Origin of the sequence: Methanococcus voltae PS (assembly GCF_024807035.1) — an archaeon.
Classification (GTDB): domain Archaea; phylum AGJL01; class Methanococci; order Methanococcales; family Methanococcaceae; genus Methanococcus; species Methanococcus voltae.
Map to the genome: position 1 here is coordinate 150,170 of NZ_JANUCQ010000003.1, position 16,381 is coordinate 166,550.

Sequence of the window (16,381 nt, forward strand, 5' to 3'; positions counted from 1 at the left end):
TCACCCTATAAAGATTGAGGTTGTCGGAATTCTATCCTATCAGTATATGATTTATCCCAAGAAAACCACCCTTTAAATTTCATTTTCTTTTTAAAATCTTCATATTGAGTATATGTAGAAACTGGGTCTGGTGGTTCTACCGAATCCTCAAAATCATCAATCAATTTATTTAAAACTTTCCAGTCTGTATGTGATGCTAATCGTCCTATAATTCCAACGTGTGAAGCTCCCATCAATAGTGATTGAGGCAAGCCATACATATATTGAGTTGCAGTAATTAAATTGATACCCATAGAACGCCCTTCTCTTAAAATTTTATCAACCGCCCATTGTCCATTTTTATCGGTTAACATATTCTGAACTTCGTCAACTACAAAATATATAGGTGTTCGTGTCTGTGATGCGTGATTAATAGCATACATTACTAAAAACTTAAAAATAAGACACTCTTCTTCATGGGTTAAATCAGAATTACTTGAAAAATCAATAACGTTTATTGCATCGGTTGATAGGTTAGTAAATAAAGTATCTTTTTTAGAAAATAATTTATCATTTTTTATTTGATACATTGTTTCTGCAATTCTTAAATAAGTTGCTGAAGGATTAGACTTATTATTTTCATACTCCAATGCAATTCCTTTAACTATACTAGGGTCTTTTATTCCTTGAACTTCCCAAATATTTTTTAATCTTTGAGCATAAATTGCCTGGTCTCCCAAATTACTTAATGCAGATAATAATGAGAATGGAATTTTATCATAGGGTATTTTTCCATCAAAGACCTTACACATATGCCAACCATTATCCATTGAAATATATTCTTTCCTTCGTCTTGGTCTGAATACAAAACGTCTTGTTGGAAATACATAAGGTTGCAAGCCTTGACGTCCTAAAAATGTATTTTTATCATCATATTTATAGAATTTTCCAATTATATTAGGTACACCAAAAGCAAAATCTCCCATCATCCCCAAATGTTCCTTATATTGATTTTGCATTTGAATATAATTTTCAATATAATTCCAAACCCATTCCCCATATTTTTTATATATCTTATTGTCTGAAGATTTTTCAGTCTCCGTATTATATATTTCATGTATCTTTTCTGCTTTAGTATGGTCTGTTTTCTTTTCCAATACAATAATCATTGCAGGAATCTTTGCCATATTGTGAGCGATATTTATTTCTTCAACTAAGCCCCTCATTAGTGTAGTTTTCCCATATCCTGATTTTCCTAAGAATATCATATGGTTTGCTTCGCCTACACTCATCTTCACATGTCTTTTTGTCTTGTCTCTTTTCTTTGATGTGTCGGCTCTTCCTAATCCCATAAACATGTTTATATCCATAATATCACTATATTCAAATTAATAATTATAAAGGGTAGATATTTTTAGCCATACCCTCAAATCACCGGGTTTGGGTAGTAGTAACATAATAAAAGAAGGGTATATAGGTCGTTAGTAGTGGTAGTAGTGGTAGTAGTTACAGTATAAAAAACTAAATTTTAGTTAGTACTTGTAAATTAATTACAATGGAATTTCGTACTTCTTCTTTGCTCTCATCATCATTAAACCTATTACTAAACATACTATTACCCCAAAAATTCCAGCTATTTTAAAATTAAATAAATCTTTCTTCATATCGTTGTATGAATTTACATAGTTATTAGCTGTTTCATTTGATTGTTTGTTAATTAAATCAGTTATTATATCTTTATAATCTTTATTTTTAGATTCAACGAATTCTTTTTCAGTCTTTATGTGTATTATTTTCTTATTTAATTCTGTTATATTTTTATTTAATTCAATATTTTTCTTTTTATAGGATATATATTCAGCGAGTAATTTATCTTTTTTAGTTAATTCTTCTTCTAAACTTGTTATATTATCCTGCTGTTGCTCCACTAATGCACCGTATGCGTTTAAAGTCATAGTTTGATTAGTATTAGTTGTTTGTGCATTAATTGGAATTATTTGAATTAATATAATCGATATTAATAATATTATTATATTTTTATTCATAAGCTCACGCCCACCATTAACCGAATAAGCCTTCCATTTTACAATGACCCGTTCTTCTATCAACCATTACATAACCCATAAAATCGCCCTCGGTTCCTACCTTTCCAAATCTCATTTTAAACATCCAATAATAATTATCATTCTCTCGATATTCTTCAATTGACTCGGGTTCTACATCAATCATATAGTTATGTTCTGCTAATTCTTGATTATATTCTGAATTTAAATAAGCCCGTGCTTTATTTAATGCTTGAACCCCACCGATTGAATACTTTTTAGGTGAGTTAGATAATATTACAAAAGAAGCGTCACTATAACGAACGGTTTTATTTGTAATAATGTACCCTGATGAAGGATAGCCATATTCTTCCATTCTTTCATTTATAATATCTTCTTCAGACTGCTGAATGTTCAAAATAGTAAATGTACTAATAAAAATAATTAAAAAAATAAAAAAAAGAGTTTTTAATATTTTCATATTATCCCAACCCAGGGATTCCTGGAATTGGTGGCAATAAAGTTATATTGGCTCCAAACGTAGCCACTGTTGCACCAAGCCATAAATAAAGTAAAAGCTCATCATCACCTGTTTCAGGAGCAAGGATATACAATGAACATACTGCCGCTGAAATAACTGCAGGAACTGTTATAGAACCTGATGATAAAGTAATAGTCCCCATCGTCGCATAAAGCACTGCTATAAATGCTATTATTGCAGTAATTACTGTTTTTATAAGATAATTTGTAGTACCTGCAGGAATTATCTTAGAATACATTTTTGACACGTCTGCATATTTATCCAAGAGCTCTATGAAAACTATTACTGCAAATGGTAATGATGCAAATGCAGTTGTTACTTCATTTATATTTACAGATTGCGTATTTAACCAGTATAATAAAGCACCAACACCTAAAGCAGCAGCTGCCGCCTTAGGTATCCACGTACTGGTGATATATTCCGTAGATGACACATTTATCACCCTATACTAATTCGAGAACTTCAGTCCCGTTTGGAATTCTGTAAGTATTATTGTTGTATTCAACATTTATATAATAATATAAATTTGAATTATTTGCATTTACAGCCAATGTTACAACTTTTGGCAATGATACATCTGAAGAACTGTAAGCTTCAATAAATGAATCATTTGTATAACTTGTAAATATTGTTAATTGTGATGCAATTATATTTTCAGAAGATGCTTCAATTGATATTACTGAATTATTAGTTGAATTATCAAATACTGCAGATGTAATAAAATTGATTGTATTATTTGTAGTTTGATTAATTGTTGAATTAATTAAAGTATCATTTATTAATGTATTATTATTATTAGTGTCATTATTTGTTGAATTATTTGTTGTATTTTTATTTTTTAAAAAATCGAATAAAAATCCGCCACCATCGCCACCATTTCCATTTATGCAATATACTCCTACACAAGTTAGGACTAATGCAATAACTAATCCAATTGTAATATTTTTATCGAGCTTCATTTTCCACCTCTGAATAATTAATATTCAATTCTTCAGGGTCATCAGTAAGTTGTACACCTTCATAAACCCCTTCATGAATTGTAATATCTGTTTTACCGTTGTCCCAAGCTATTGCATAACCTAAAACTTTAATATCACACTCTTCTATATCATTGATAGCTTTTTTTAATATAGAATAAACATTTTTACAGGTTTTTTCTTCAGCTTTTAAATCCAATATATCACCTATTTCTTTTTACTCTTCTTTTTAGTCATTTCAGAACGTGACTTTTCAACTACGTTACCCTCTTTATCAACGTAATAGAACGCCCCTTTCTTTTTATTAATTTTACCTACGTTTCTTACCATTGTATCACCAATTAACTAAAATTAATTATTGATTGATTTAATGTTTGATTTATCGAATTATTCAATAATGAATTATTTAAAAGATTTAATGGTATAGCCCCAGTACTTGGGAATATAGTATTTAATATATCGCTAAAAACTCCAAAATAACTCAATAAACCAATTATTAAAATAGAAATTAGAATCAACTTCCAATTTTTTAAAACAAATATTAATGCTACAATTAGTATGATTTCTAAAATATGAGATTGAAAAAATACTAAAATTGTTGATGTATCTATCGCCATTACTTACCACCTTTTGCAAGATAACCAATAACGACACCAGTGCCAACGCCTAACATTAGTTTTGACACTTCTAAAAGTATACTATCGATATTTTGAGTGATGTACAACATTGAAAGAGTTGCTAAAACAATTAATGATATTGCATCACCAAGTCCCCAATCTGAGGAAGCTAATTTCCAAACACATAATAAAATCAACACTGTTGGGGTTGCCCAAGCCAATAATTCAGAAAATCCCAAAATATTGCCAATAGTAGAAATTGGTTCATTATATGCCAGAGTTACGAGTAATGCGAGTATTATTGCGATTATTTGCTGAATCATTTAAACCACCGAATTATGTACTTAATCCAGGGATTGAAGGAATTATATCAATGTATTTAGCCATCGTTGCAATGGTAGCTCCAAAGTATATATAAAGCATATACGTTTCAGAACCCGTACTTGGTGCTAAAATATACAGGGCAAATATTGCTGCAACGATAATTGCGGGAGTTGAGGAACCTACCGCGAGAGTCATCGAACCAGTAAGTAAATAAGTTAACGAAAGGAAAATAACGCCCGCTATCAATACCGTTACTAAAACTCCTGAACTATTTCCTTTGAATGCTTTCCCATAAATAGTATTCATATCAATAAAATGGTCAATAATCTCTGCTAAAATATAGAATAACAGAGGAACTGCTGCAAATCCAGTGATGATTTCATTTCCCGAAACACTATTCTGCATAATATACCAGAACAGACCTGCAAAACCCAAAGAGCAAAATATAATCTTTAAAATCCTATTAAAAGAGTTACTCTTTGGGATATTGGTGGTAATATTCTTTACTGCCATAATATCCCTCTTTTTTTATCTTTTAAGTACGTATATTGTACCAATTATCAAAATAATAGCTACAATTATAAATGTCTCATCGGGTACATGTGCAATACCAAGACCCGATTTTATTTCGTGGAATTTTTCAAGTAATGCCTGACCACCAGCGAATAATACCGATGGTTCATATTCTTTAGCTAATTCTTCCAACTTTTTAGCGTTATTAGCAAGTGCTTCAGCTTCTTCAGTATATCCTTGTTCATACTTTTCAGCAGCTTGAGACCAGTAATCACCAGCGGGTTCATAACAAGATGCCGACAAATAAGTATATCTTTTTACATCTTCAGGATTATCAGTCGTTTTTGACTTTTGCAAATATTCTAAAGCTTTAGAATAATCATTTATTGCGTTTTTAGATGCAACTTTTGCATTTTCATTTGTATAATATCCCGAATTGGATTTAGATTCTACAACGTCCCTTTTTTGCTTTGTAGACTTTTCAGCTAAATCAATGATTTCATTAATCCTTTTTCTATCGGATTCGGATATTGACCCATCAGCTGTTAAATCTGCAATTTCTTTCCTATCTTCATCAGATATAGAATATTTTAAGTTATTAATTACAGATACCAACGGACGAGTGATATACCATATAGGAACTTTAGAATATCCATCGTCTACATCAGCGACGACTAAAAAATAGGTTTCATAGGTTTCAGTATTTTTATTATAAAGATAATTTAATGCAGTTTGTACCTCGGAGTGTACGCCCATATCGTGGAAGTTTCCAGGTGTTTGACTTACTAAATTTGAAGAATTAGAATTTAATCTTAAAACTACTGCCCTATAATCATCAGTTATGGTAACTGGTACTGGTTCTAAGTTTTTAGGTTGCCCAATTGCTACAAATCTGTATTTTGAACTTGAATTATAGACGTGGGTACAACTTGCCCAGGTTCTTGAAATAATATTAGATGTTGCACCGTTAGAATAACCAGCATAAGCAATTAACTCCAAATTATTAATATAATCTACTGGAAGCGATGCAGATGCACCATTAGTATAATATTTACCATTCTTTTCATTATTCCAAGCATCTAAAGATTTTAATTTAGTATTTATATTAATGGTTTTATCAAATTCTTCACTTTCACGAGTGTATGTATGTCCATCCTCTGAAGTATGGGATGTTCTTTCAATCTTGTACAATTGGGCATTACCGTGTACTTCAACAATTATTTCAAATTTTTTAACCTCTGCGTCCATTAATTCTTTTAATGTATCACGATTAGGTATATTTGATATCATAGAATTAGCCTTACCAATATATGGGTCAGGTGCTTTCATTGTAACGTTATAAGATACTTTGTGAATATCTCCTTCATGTTCTTCACAATCTTTCCATAATGTAGGAATATCATTTATCCTTTTTTCATTCCATTTTCTACCTGATGAATCCACCAAGTATATGGAAATATAATCAATATTAACGTATGATTTATTTTCTGAACCCGTTATAGCTTCAGTTAATTCAACAGAAATTGGGAAAGCTGAAAATCCATAAATCCTTTCAGGACCTTCAAGATTAATAATAACATCTGATAAAGTGCCTTCAGTTTTATAATTATAATTACAGATTGAACTATCTAAAGTATTTCTTAATTCTAAAATATCTCTTGCAGCTGATTCTTCTGAATATTGTTTAAATCCTGCAATTTTTTGGTAAGCTTCAGTATTGTTAATATAATTAGTATTGCTTACGTTTTTCTCACCTGTTACAACTGCAGCATCAGTGTTATCTTTTCCTGACAAGTATCTCCAACCTGCGTCAGCAACTACTGCACCAACTGCCACACATCCAATTACGGCTACAGCAGGTAGCCAGACGGGTGCAGTACCCGCTGCAACCAGTCCTGCAGCTACAGGTAATACTACTGCAGTTCCAAACCAAAATCCTCCCGCACCCCCTACAACACCAGCAAGACCATCATCTACCCCTACATCATGACCGAAAATGTCAATAGCACATGCTGGTTGTATAAGTAAAAGAGATAGGAGAATACTAATCAATTTATAATGATGATTTATCATTTTTTACCCCACTTTAAATATATTGTAACTGCTGCAACAATTATAATTATTATTGCAATAATTAACAAATAAGTATTATTGGAAGTCAAACCCCCAATTGGTAAAAATGAGTTTTTAATAGTTAATACAACGTTATCAGAGAATATAGCATTATTATTTTGGTCATAAACAGTTAATAACATGTTGTAATTATCAATACCTTCAGTAGGTTCAGGAACTGTAAAAGGGACTGAAACAGCTTTATCTTTTGAAAATGGAGCTATTGAAAAAGTCTTATTAACCGTTCCATTTAGGATGTTAGATGATAAAATAGCCTTATAATTCTTTACAGTGTTTGAAGGATTTGAAATAGTAAATTGTACATTTGCAACTGTATTTTTAGCAGCAGTAATATTTTTAGTTTTTAATATTACCGGGTCAATTATTTCAATCGAATAATAAGATTTTACAGTTCCTGCTTTTGCAGTTAATTCAAGTACATAATTACCTGGTTCGGTTATTGGAACTTCAAAAGATTTTTCACAATATTCTTGTAATGCTTCAGACGAACTCCAAACCTCTGTATTATTAGTATATAATGCTACAAGAATTGAATATGATTCCCCTTTTTGCTCCGTAACCGTTAAAGTATTAGTTCCAAGTTTCCAATCAGGTATTTCAAGTAAAAAAGGTAATTCTAAAACTTCATAATTAATAGTTTCTAAATTAGTATAAGGAGTACCTTCCAAATCCAGTGCTGTGATTTGAGCGGTAAAAGTTCTTTGACCCCAAGATGATGGAGTTTTATATTCAATAGATAATGACTGTAAATCACTGATATCCCCTAAAATATAAGAACCATCTGTAGTTTTTGGCAATATTTGGTTTTTATAAGTAACTTTAGTTACTTCAGCCCCTGAAATTCTCAATCTTGTAGAATACGCCGAAAGAACTGGCTCCAAATTTAATTGAACTCTTGAAATAGAGTTAGGATATATATTTTCTTGGAATTGTTTTGAAACCTTAAAAATACCATTTTTAGCATTTAAATTTATATGAAATTCTTTTGACGTATTTGAAACAGTGATTGTATCTTCATACGTCCAAAATCCTTCTTTTTCAAGTTTAATAGGTATTTCTCCTTCATGTGTATCGGTTGTTAAATAACCCGAGTTATCTACAAGTCCTTTATCAAAAGATTCTACCCAAACTCTTGCACCAGGTTCCGTATATATCTGAATCGTTTGAATTGGTGCAGGTTCACGAAGTTTATAATTTGCATCATGAATATACATATCTGATTTAGAAACTACAAAAACTGTAGATGATGGAGGGCATACAGCACTATAATCAGCAATTATAGCTACCATTCCCGCTAGGGGTACCATACCAGTATAATATCCATATGCCGTACCCCCAGGTTCTTTATTTCTACCCCAACATTTTATTCCATTCAGATATACATTAGAACCCGAATAGAGATATTTACCGTACGAACTTCCAAAAAGATAAGTTGTAGATGGAGAACTGCAAGTAAAATTGTAATATTTAGTAGGTTGAGAATATAATTTATAAATAGAAGGATTAAATAAAACTCCTTCAGAATAGCAAGTTAGTTCCATAGCTAATGTATTACTAGAGTATGAAATGGGCAATATTGCACGTACTAAATCTTTTTCAGACTGAAAATATGCTTTATTACCATCTATACTTTCCACTTGTGGCGTGTATCCTTGCCATGTCGTATTAAAATATTGGGAAATTGTATAAGTAGTATAAGAATCTGGAAAAATAGCATAATAATCAGTTGTTGCACTAACTGATGCTACACTTAATAATATTAATAAAAATAAAAAAATTCTTTTCATTATATCACCGAATTAATTGCGATTTCTAAAATAATGTAATCAGGTTTTCGGTTCTTTTTTCTTTTAATTTCAATTATTTTTCTAAAAAATAATTCTTTTTGTTCTTTGGTTAAATTTAGCTTCTTAGCTATTTTACCGCCGTTCATTTTAAGATTTTGAATGTTTGAGCATTTTGCATTTTTTAAAATAACTTTTGATTGCAAAGCTCCACAGTTAAAATTTTCATTATCAACGTTTACTGGTTGAAGTTCCCCAATGTAATCATTATTGTAAAACTCAACAGGGTTCATACAATAAGGACAAATATGTATCAAAAATAACACCTCAAAAATAAATATATTCATAAATTTCGATATAACAAAAATAGAGATAGATATTAGGAAATGAGCATCCTCATCATCGAAAAATCTCAGAGGAGAAAAGGCAAAACGGATATTACAGTTTAATATGTGTTTAAAGTAATATATAAATATATCTACATATACCGATATAACCCTAAATACTAAGGTAGCTTAACCATATTAAAGAATAAATCGGTCGTATATAGTACAATCGACTTATTAAGGATATTAACAAATAAAAATAATTACGTAAACAACTTAAAAACTAATAATAAATAACGGCTTGAACTATCGCTAAATTGAAAAAGCTTAGTAAATAATATAACGTTTATTTTATAGATTTATATAAAATGTTGAACTCCGGTGCACTTAAGATCCAGTCTCGTAGGAGTTCGAGGGTTCAAATCCCTTTCCCTGCACTAACTGATTTAGGAGTTTGATATTAAGTTATCAAGCTCCTTTTTCTATATATGGAGTAATTTTTTAGGTATTGTACCATACCTATGGGACTGGATTTAATCCAGTAAGTAAATAGGTACAAATTCAGTTGAATAAAATTGAGACTTTGTTGTAAATGAATACTCATTTAGATAATATTCTCAAAAAAATTGAGTAGGTACTGGATAGTTTGCTTTTTTAGTATTGTTTATAATATTGGTTTATTTTAATGTATAATTTTAATTTTTTCGGATACTAAATTATAATATATAAGTTTTTCTGGTTTAATAGTTTAGAAACTAATTAATATATAAAATTACAACAAATTACTTATTTAGCATTGAAATAAAACAATTGAATTAATTAAAGATATTAAATCCTTAATTATTGTCTTTTTTATTTCTTTTTATTTTAGATTAATTTTATAATTATCAAAAAATTCTTTACAATTCATATATCGTTTTTTTTAATTTCTTAATTTCTTAATTTTGTAAAAATAATAATCTAATCAAATCAGGAATAATACATCAATAATGTAATATATTAATAACGCAAATATTAAAATAAAAATAAAAACTTATAATTATAGCATATTAATTTAAAATTGTAAAAATTTATAAGATAGTTGTTAAAATGAAGGTGATATTATGGTTTCCGTATCCATAATTGGTGGTACAGGATATACTGGTTCAGAATTACTTCGATTACTTGCAAATCATTCAAAAATTGAAGCAATAGAGCATATTACATCACGAAAAGAATCCGGGAATAGTATTTTAAAAATACATCCACATTTAAAGTCTATGGGCTATGATAACCTATGTTTTGAGGATATTGACCTTGATAAAATCGATAGTGATGTTGTATTTTGCGCAACCCCTCACGGTGCCTCTATGAATATAGTTCCTAAATTACATGAAAAAGGAATTAAAGTAATTGATTTAAGTGGAGATTATAGATTTGAAGACATCTCCATGTATGAAGAATGGTATAACTTAAAACATACTGGAAAATTAAATGCAGTATATGGTTTACCAGAATTACATAGGGAATTAATAAAAAAAGCGGATTTAATAGCAAATCCTGGCTGTTTCCCAACTGGGGCTATATTATCAATTGCACCCCTTGTAGAAAAAGGAATTATTGAAGAAAGAGTTATTTTTGACTCTAAAACAGGCGTTAGTGGTGCAGGGGTAGAACCAAGTCAAACTACACATTATCCTAACGTAAATGAAAATATAAAGCCATATAAGATAACAAATCATAGGCACACACCAGAAATAGAAAAAGAACTAAACAAATTAGTAGAAGTTTCCAATAAACCCGTTAAAGTATCATTTACCCCGCATTTAGCCCCATTTACACGAGGCATACTAACAACTGCACACACTTACTTAAAAGAAAATAGTTTAGACATTACCCAGGCGGAAATTGTAGAAATATATACAAAATTCTACAAAAAAGAACATTTTGTTAGAGTTTATGATGAAGAAATGGTTTCCTTAACCGGCGTTAGAGGAAGTAATTTCTGCGATATTGCAGGCTTTGAAATCGATAGAAATGGGAGATTAGTAATGGTATCAGCCATAGATAACCTAGTAAAAGGTGCTAGTGGTCAAGCCATCCAAAATATGAACATAATATTGGGTTTTGATGAAAAAGAAGGTATAAACTATTGCGGTTTAAAACCTTAAAGTAGTTAAAATTAAAAAATAGAAGATATATGCTATTATTTAGTATAAATCAGATATAAGATATAAAATAATGATAATATAATTTATTATCTAAATATTATTTAATTTATTTTAATTTATTTTAATTTTAATTCTTAGCAGTTTTTCTCACTTTTGAATCCAATGTTATTATTTCCGTATTTTCGGATAATGAATGAGTTAATCTTTTAACATCAAACCTACCTGCTGAAGAATGCTTCGAATCAACAATTATTCCTATTTTCTTTAGATAATTGTAAGTAAGTGTATTTTTACCATGTATAAATATTTCTCCAAGGTCCTCTACAGTATTTACATCTATTGACATATAGAAAGAAGGTACTATCGAAATATCTACGTCTCTAGAAATAGCTTCTTCCAAATGCTTTACGTAACTAAAACCTTCAAATTTTGGAGAAATACAAGTTTTGGGGCTCATTAATAATAAATTAGTGCCACCACCTCTAGAAGGGCATAGCAATATAGAGCCATTATTAGCCTTAGAATTATTATTAGCGTTATTTGAATTATTGATATTAGTAATACTATTAACATTATAGGTAGTATTCCTATCATTAGTATTATTAGAATTATTATTCGCATTATTTGTAAAATTATATAATATACTTTTTAAATCCTCATTTTTTATCAAAGGAATGTCTGCAGGGGCTATCAATACAGAATCTTCTTTTACGTAATTTATTGCATAATCGATGGCATCATTTAAGTTATTTATTTCATGAGGCTCTTTTATTGGAACTATCCCATATTCAGAAAATTCATTTAATAATTCATTGTCTTTACTTATTATATAACAAGTATCACATATGGGGCTTACTTTTTCATAAGTATCCATAATCATAGTTTTTATAAGTTCTATTCGCTCTTTTGGCGTTAGAAACTCTTTTAATCTTGTTTTAACGCTTGAAAGTGGGGATACAGGTATTATTGCTGCAATCATAATATCACAAATAAGTATTTGATATACCGCATTTTTATTATTATTTTTATCGTAATTAAATTATATATTAACTAAATTATATATTGATTAGAATTATGGTAATTACATAAATATTATTTTTAAACTATAAATATCTATTCAAATAATTGCATTAAAAATTAAAAAAGCAAAATAACCAAAATAATTAAGAATTGTAATAAAATAAACATATTTTAAAATAATAGATTTTGTAAAAAATAAAAGATTAAGATTAAGATTAAGATTAAGAATTAAAAATTATTAAATAAACATTGTTGCGTTAGCAAAAGCACTCATATCGCCGGTTTCTCCATGTCCTGGTAATATATTTACTATTTTTTTAGAATAAGCAACTCTTTCAAGACTATTTATTGAATCTCTTAGTTCAGCAATGTTTCCAGTTGGTAAATCATGCCTACCGACGCCGTAAGCAAATAATGTATCGCCAGTTATTAAATTATCCTTATATACTAAACTTAAACCACCCTCTGTATGTCCCGGCGTTTCAATATATTCAATGTTTGCTTCTTTTAACTGCTCTTCTACTTCATTTATAACCAGTATATTTTTTGGAGGTATCATATCAACCCCAAATAACCTACTAACTGTTACATTATCCGCATTCTTCAAATGGGGCAAATCTTTCGAACCTATTATTACAGGAGCGTTATATGCCTCTTCAAATAAGTAATCACTACCCGTATGATCGTAATGACAATGTGTATTTATAATATAATCTATTTTACTAGTATATTTTGATATTTCCTGCCTTAAATTTTCAAAATTACTTGAGGTACCAGGGTCTACCAAAATAGATAGCTTATCAATTATCAAATAACTATTACTATCGTATCCAATACCATTTAACCTTACAATCATTAAATCACCTTAAATGAATACAATCGCCAACTTCAATCAATTTTATACCTAAATCAGAATTTGTATCTAAATATAAACCATTAAAATCAATATTTACGACTTTCCCAGTTAATTCACTATCTTTTAATATTATTTTCACATTTTTATTTAGTGTTTCCGAATTTAATTTATAGTTATTAATTAAATCATCTGAATTCATAGTTAAATAATTTGTAAAATTTGATAATAACCTCGTAAGGAATAGATTTTTATCTATTTGCTCCTTTTCCGTATTTTCAAACATTTGGTTTAAAGATATCGCTTTATAACTACAATCATTGTCAATATTACCCAAAGAATTGTTTAAATTTACACCTATTCCGATTACAATATAATTTTCCTTGATATTTAATTCAGACAATATACCGCAGATTTTGCAATTATTAAGCAATATATCATTTGGCCATTTTATAGAATAATTTATGTCATCAGAAGTATTAAAAGAACTTGAAAATTCTTTTAAAGTAGTTAAAACACTTAAAGAAGCTATAAAATTAGAATGTGCAATTTCCTCAAATTTTGATATATCCAATACAATAGATAAATAAAGTCCACCTTCCTCAGACGCCCAACTTCTATTTAACCTACCTTTACCATCTGTTTGGGTGTTTGCCATAACTATAAAATTGTTTTGACCATTTTTTGCTAAATTATGACTTACAATATTTGTAGAATTTACCTTATCGTATTTAAAAACTTTAAATTTCAAAAATATCCCTTAATATTCTTTATATATGCTATAATCTGGATATACTTTATATTCATTATATCATAATATGTTAATGTAATATAATGAATATAATATATTATAATATAATATACTGTATAATACATTAAAAATTATTAATTAGAAATTTTCAATTGTATTTAGTATCATATTGTCGATACTTACATTTTTGATAATTTCGGGGGAAATATAGATTTCGTTTTCCTTATCCTTTTTAACTTTGCCGATAATTAAAACAATATCGTCTTTTTCAAATTCGTTCATTATTTTAGACATTCCTTTAAAACCTACGACTCTAACTTCTTCAGTCAAATCGTCAATTGTGTAAGCGGAAAATTCTTTAACTAAATTTGTATATTTAGACGAAATAATTCCGTAAAGGACTACTCTGGTTATTTTACCATATTTCTCACTTTCTATATAATTAGATTCCCATTGTCCCGAAGTTTCGATATAAGTACCGTTCCTGATTTCGGAAATAGGCAATCTTATGCCTACCGACCTTGTTAGTGCCATTACATCACCAGTATGTGTATTTATACTCATTAACAGTTTTTAACAGTTTTTAACAGTTTTTTATTTTAGATATATATTCTTCAATTATTTGACTATTTTTTCCAATTTCGTTGCTTATTTTTGAAGTATTATTGGAGTAAATTACATATCCTCGAGGAGTTAATTTGAGCACTCCAAAAATCATTAGAACGTCTTCTTTTTCGTGATGACCTTCGACCTTAGAAACTATTATTTCACCAGTTTCATCATATACTTTCAATTTTTTTCCTTTATAGTCTACAAGCTTTACGGTACCTAAAAGTGCAACAGAACTATCGATATCTTTTAACTCATCTATTTTTTGTAATTTATACATCTTCTCACTTTTCCATAGTTAAATATCTTTTTATTTCCTCTACGGGATTTGAAGGGTGCCAGAATTTAGATTGAAATATCGTTTCGTCGAAATAATCATTATGCTTAGCATATCCCGAAACTACAATATCCAAACCCATTAATTTTTTATTTAGCAATTCCATAATATTTTCATCATCGATTACCATTTTTTTAAGGTTTTTGAAGTCTAAAAAGTCATTTTCATCGTTTAAAGTTAGCCTTATAGTTCCTGTACCATCATCTAAAGTAACATTTACTAAAAATACCCATTTTAAATCTTCAGCTTCTTCATCTATCTTTTTACCACATTTACAAACGGCATAACCCTTTTTTAACACCATTTTCTTTTTACAATCATCGCAAAGTGGGAAATAGGGTTCTTTTGTGTGTAGAGCTACAATTAAACCCCTTAGTTCAGTATTATCCCCCTCCTGTAAGTCAGCTATAGATTTCCTAGATGACGAAGATGACGAACCTCCATTGGCTAAAAGTTCATTTAAACTTGGTAAATTACTTTTTACCTTAATTAAATTTCCAGAATTGGTTATTTTTAAGTGTATCCTATTATTGTATAATTTAGGGGCCTCTGCATCTTTTATTAATATAGAATCGCCCACAACCACGTCTTTTAATAAAGAACGTTGGTTACCCCAAAGTGATAATAATCCTTTTCGAGTGCCGTCATTTACCACGACGTTTATTACCTTTGTTCCTCGAACTTCTGATTCATCAAATATTCGTTCCACTCGAACAATAGTATTTATTTCTATCATCTTTTCTAAAATATCGCCAAGTTTTATAGTATCGCATTCTGAAACATCCAAATTAGTATTGAAAGTTAAATTATTGGTATTATCCTCATCTTTGTCCATATTATTTTTATCAATACCATTACTTTTTATCATATCCTGCTCTTCTTCATTATTTGTGGCATTAGATGATTGAGTTATGTTATCTTGCGTACTTTGTAGTTTTTGCGCATCTTGCCTATTTTGAGTACTTTGAGTTTGCTCAATTTTTTCCGACTTTAAAATTTCATCTAAATTTTTGCCAATACCGCTTGACATCTTATTCACCAGGGGATATTTTAATTACAAATATCGATTATTTCATAAAATTAGTTTTCAAATATATTTAAGCTTAATTATTATCTTATCTATGATATATTGTGATTTTAATCATTTTTATGTATTTTTATTTAATTTTACATAAAATATTAACAATATATAAAAATTAAGTTATTTTTTACGAATATTTTATTATTAAATAGATTTTATACATTTATTTATTTTATATATTATTTATATATTAGCATATATTAGCATATATCATTATAAAAATAGGCAATTGTAAAACATAAAAACATAAATATTTACATGCAATATTATATAGATATAAGATATAGTGAAATATGTATTTGAATAATTCATTTATAAAAAGTCCAAAAATGTTTTGGTAAAGT

19 protein-coding genes are annotated in these 16,381 nt (G+C 29.0%); 1 reads left to right on the forward strand and 18 read right to left on the reverse strand.

From position 1 onward, the window contains the following. Nucleotides 1-5 precede the first annotated feature (5 nt). The 12 genes from M2325_RS06360 to M2325_RS06415 form a co-directional block, all read right to left on the reverse strand. Nucleotides 6-1,349 carry an ATP-binding protein gene (locus M2325_RS06360; RefSeq protein ID WP_259052196.1) on the reverse strand — a complete coding sequence of 448 codons (1,344 nt, stop codon included), beginning with the start codon at nt 1,347-1,349 and terminating at the stop codon, nt 6-8. Nucleotides 1,350-1,529: 180 nt separating this feature from the next. Continuing rightward, nucleotides 1,530-2,024, reverse strand: coding sequence for a hypothetical protein (locus M2325_RS06365; RefSeq protein WP_259052198.1), 495 nt, complete (start codon nt 2,022-2,024; stop codon nt 1,530-1,532). Between the two features lie 16 nt (nt 2,025-2,040). Further along, on the reverse strand, nt 2,041-2,439 hold the full coding sequence (locus tag M2325_RS06370; protein WP_310572595.1) for a hypothetical protein: 399 nt from the start codon (nt 2,437-2,439) through the stop codon (nt 2,041-2,043). 64 nt (nt 2,440-2,503) lie between these two features. Then, nucleotides 2,504-2,995 carry a hypothetical protein gene (locus tag M2325_RS06375; protein ID WP_259052202.1) on the reverse strand — a complete coding sequence of 164 codons (492 nt, stop codon included), beginning with the start codon at nt 2,993-2,995 and terminating at the stop codon, nt 2,504-2,506. 10 nt (nt 2,996-3,005) lie between these two features. Next, complete coding sequence (locus M2325_RS06380; RefSeq protein ID WP_259052211.1) at nt 3,006-3,521, reverse strand: hypothetical protein; 516 nt, start codon at nt 3,519-3,521, stop codon at nt 3,006-3,008. After that, nucleotides 3,508-3,738 (reverse strand): hypothetical protein, encoded by a 231-nt coding sequence (locus tag M2325_RS06385; protein WP_259052214.1) that lies wholly within the window; start codon nt 3,736-3,738, stop codon nt 3,508-3,510. The genes M2325_RS06380 and M2325_RS06385 overlap by 14 nt, the downstream gene beginning before the upstream one ends. 8 nt (nt 3,739-3,746) lie before the next feature. Further along, nucleotides 3,747-3,869, reverse strand: a complete 123-nt coding sequence (locus M2325_RS06390; protein ID WP_259052215.1) for a hypothetical protein — start codon at nt 3,867-3,869, stop codon at nt 3,747-3,749. Nucleotides 3,870-4,155: 286 nt separating this feature from the next. Continuing rightward, on the reverse strand, nt 4,156-4,479 hold the full coding sequence (locus M2325_RS06395) for a hypothetical protein (RefSeq protein ID WP_209732459.1): 324 nt from the start codon (nt 4,477-4,479) through the stop codon (nt 4,156-4,158). A gap of 13 nt (nt 4,480-4,492) precedes the next feature. Further along, complete coding sequence (locus M2325_RS06400) at nt 4,493-4,993, reverse strand: hypothetical protein (RefSeq protein WP_259052218.1); 501 nt, start codon at nt 4,991-4,993, stop codon at nt 4,493-4,495. A gap of 15 nt (nt 4,994-5,008) precedes the next feature. Next, nucleotides 5,009-7,066 carry a hypothetical protein gene (locus M2325_RS06405; RefSeq protein ID WP_259052220.1) on the reverse strand — a complete coding sequence of 686 codons (2,058 nt, stop codon included), beginning with the start codon at nt 7,064-7,066 and terminating at the stop codon, nt 5,009-5,011. After that, complete coding sequence (locus M2325_RS06410; RefSeq protein ID WP_259052222.1) at nt 7,063-8,913, reverse strand: PEGA domain-containing protein; 1,851 nt, start codon at nt 8,911-8,913, stop codon at nt 7,063-7,065. Before M2325_RS06410 ends, M2325_RS06405 begins: the two co-directional genes overlap by 4 nt. Beyond that, the gene (locus M2325_RS06415; RefSeq protein WP_310572597.1) at nt 8,913-9,236 is read right to left on the reverse strand and encodes a hypothetical protein; all 324 of its coding nucleotides are present in this window, start codon (nt 9,234-9,236) and stop codon (nt 8,913-8,915) included. The genes M2325_RS06410 and M2325_RS06415 overlap by 1 nt, the downstream gene beginning before the upstream one ends. Nucleotides 9,237-10,339: 1,103 nt before the next feature. Here M2325_RS06415 and argC point away from each other — a divergent pair. Next, nucleotides 10,340-11,386 (forward strand): N-acetyl-gamma-glutamyl-phosphate reductase, encoded by a 1,047-nt coding sequence (argC, locus tag M2325_RS06420; RefSeq protein WP_259052229.1) that lies wholly within the window; start codon nt 10,340-10,342, stop codon nt 11,384-11,386. A 127-nt stretch (nt 11,387-11,513) separates the two neighbouring features. Here the strand turns inward: argC and M2325_RS08260 are convergent, their stop codons facing one another. The 6 genes from M2325_RS08260 to M2325_RS06455 all read right to left on the reverse strand — a co-directional run bounded on the left by M2325_RS08260 (nt 11,514) and on the right by M2325_RS06455 (nt 15,986). Beyond that, a complete protein-coding gene (locus M2325_RS08260) occupies nt 11,514-12,365 on the reverse strand; it encodes a CofC family guanylyltransferase (protein ID WP_209591276.1) in 852 nt (283 codons plus the stop codon). Between the two features lie 279 nt (nt 12,366-12,644). Further along, complete coding sequence (locus M2325_RS06435) at nt 12,645-13,262, reverse strand: MBL fold metallo-hydrolase (protein WP_259052232.1); 618 nt, start codon at nt 13,260-13,262, stop codon at nt 12,645-12,647. A 4-nt stretch (nt 13,263-13,266) separates the two neighbouring features. After that, on the reverse strand, nt 13,267-14,010 hold the full coding sequence (locus tag M2325_RS06440) for a biotin--[acetyl-CoA-carboxylase] ligase (protein ID WP_209591280.1): 744 nt from the start codon (nt 14,008-14,010) through the stop codon (nt 13,267-13,269). Nucleotides 14,011-14,148: 138 nt separating this feature from the next. Then, nucleotides 14,149-14,544, reverse strand: coding sequence for an OB-fold nucleic acid binding domain-containing protein (locus M2325_RS06445; protein ID WP_209591282.1), 396 nt, complete (start codon nt 14,542-14,544; stop codon nt 14,149-14,151). A gap of 49 nt (nt 14,545-14,593) precedes the next feature. After that, nucleotides 14,594-14,899 carry a hypothetical protein gene (locus tag M2325_RS06450; RefSeq protein ID WP_209591284.1) on the reverse strand — a complete coding sequence of 102 codons (306 nt, stop codon included), beginning with the start codon at nt 14,897-14,899 and terminating at the stop codon, nt 14,594-14,596. 4 nt (nt 14,900-14,903) lie between these two features. Next, nucleotides 14,904-15,986, reverse strand: a complete 1,083-nt coding sequence (locus tag M2325_RS06455; RefSeq protein ID WP_259052235.1) for a DNA-binding protein — start codon at nt 15,984-15,986, stop codon at nt 14,904-14,906. Nucleotides 15,987-16,381 lie beyond the last annotated feature (395 nt).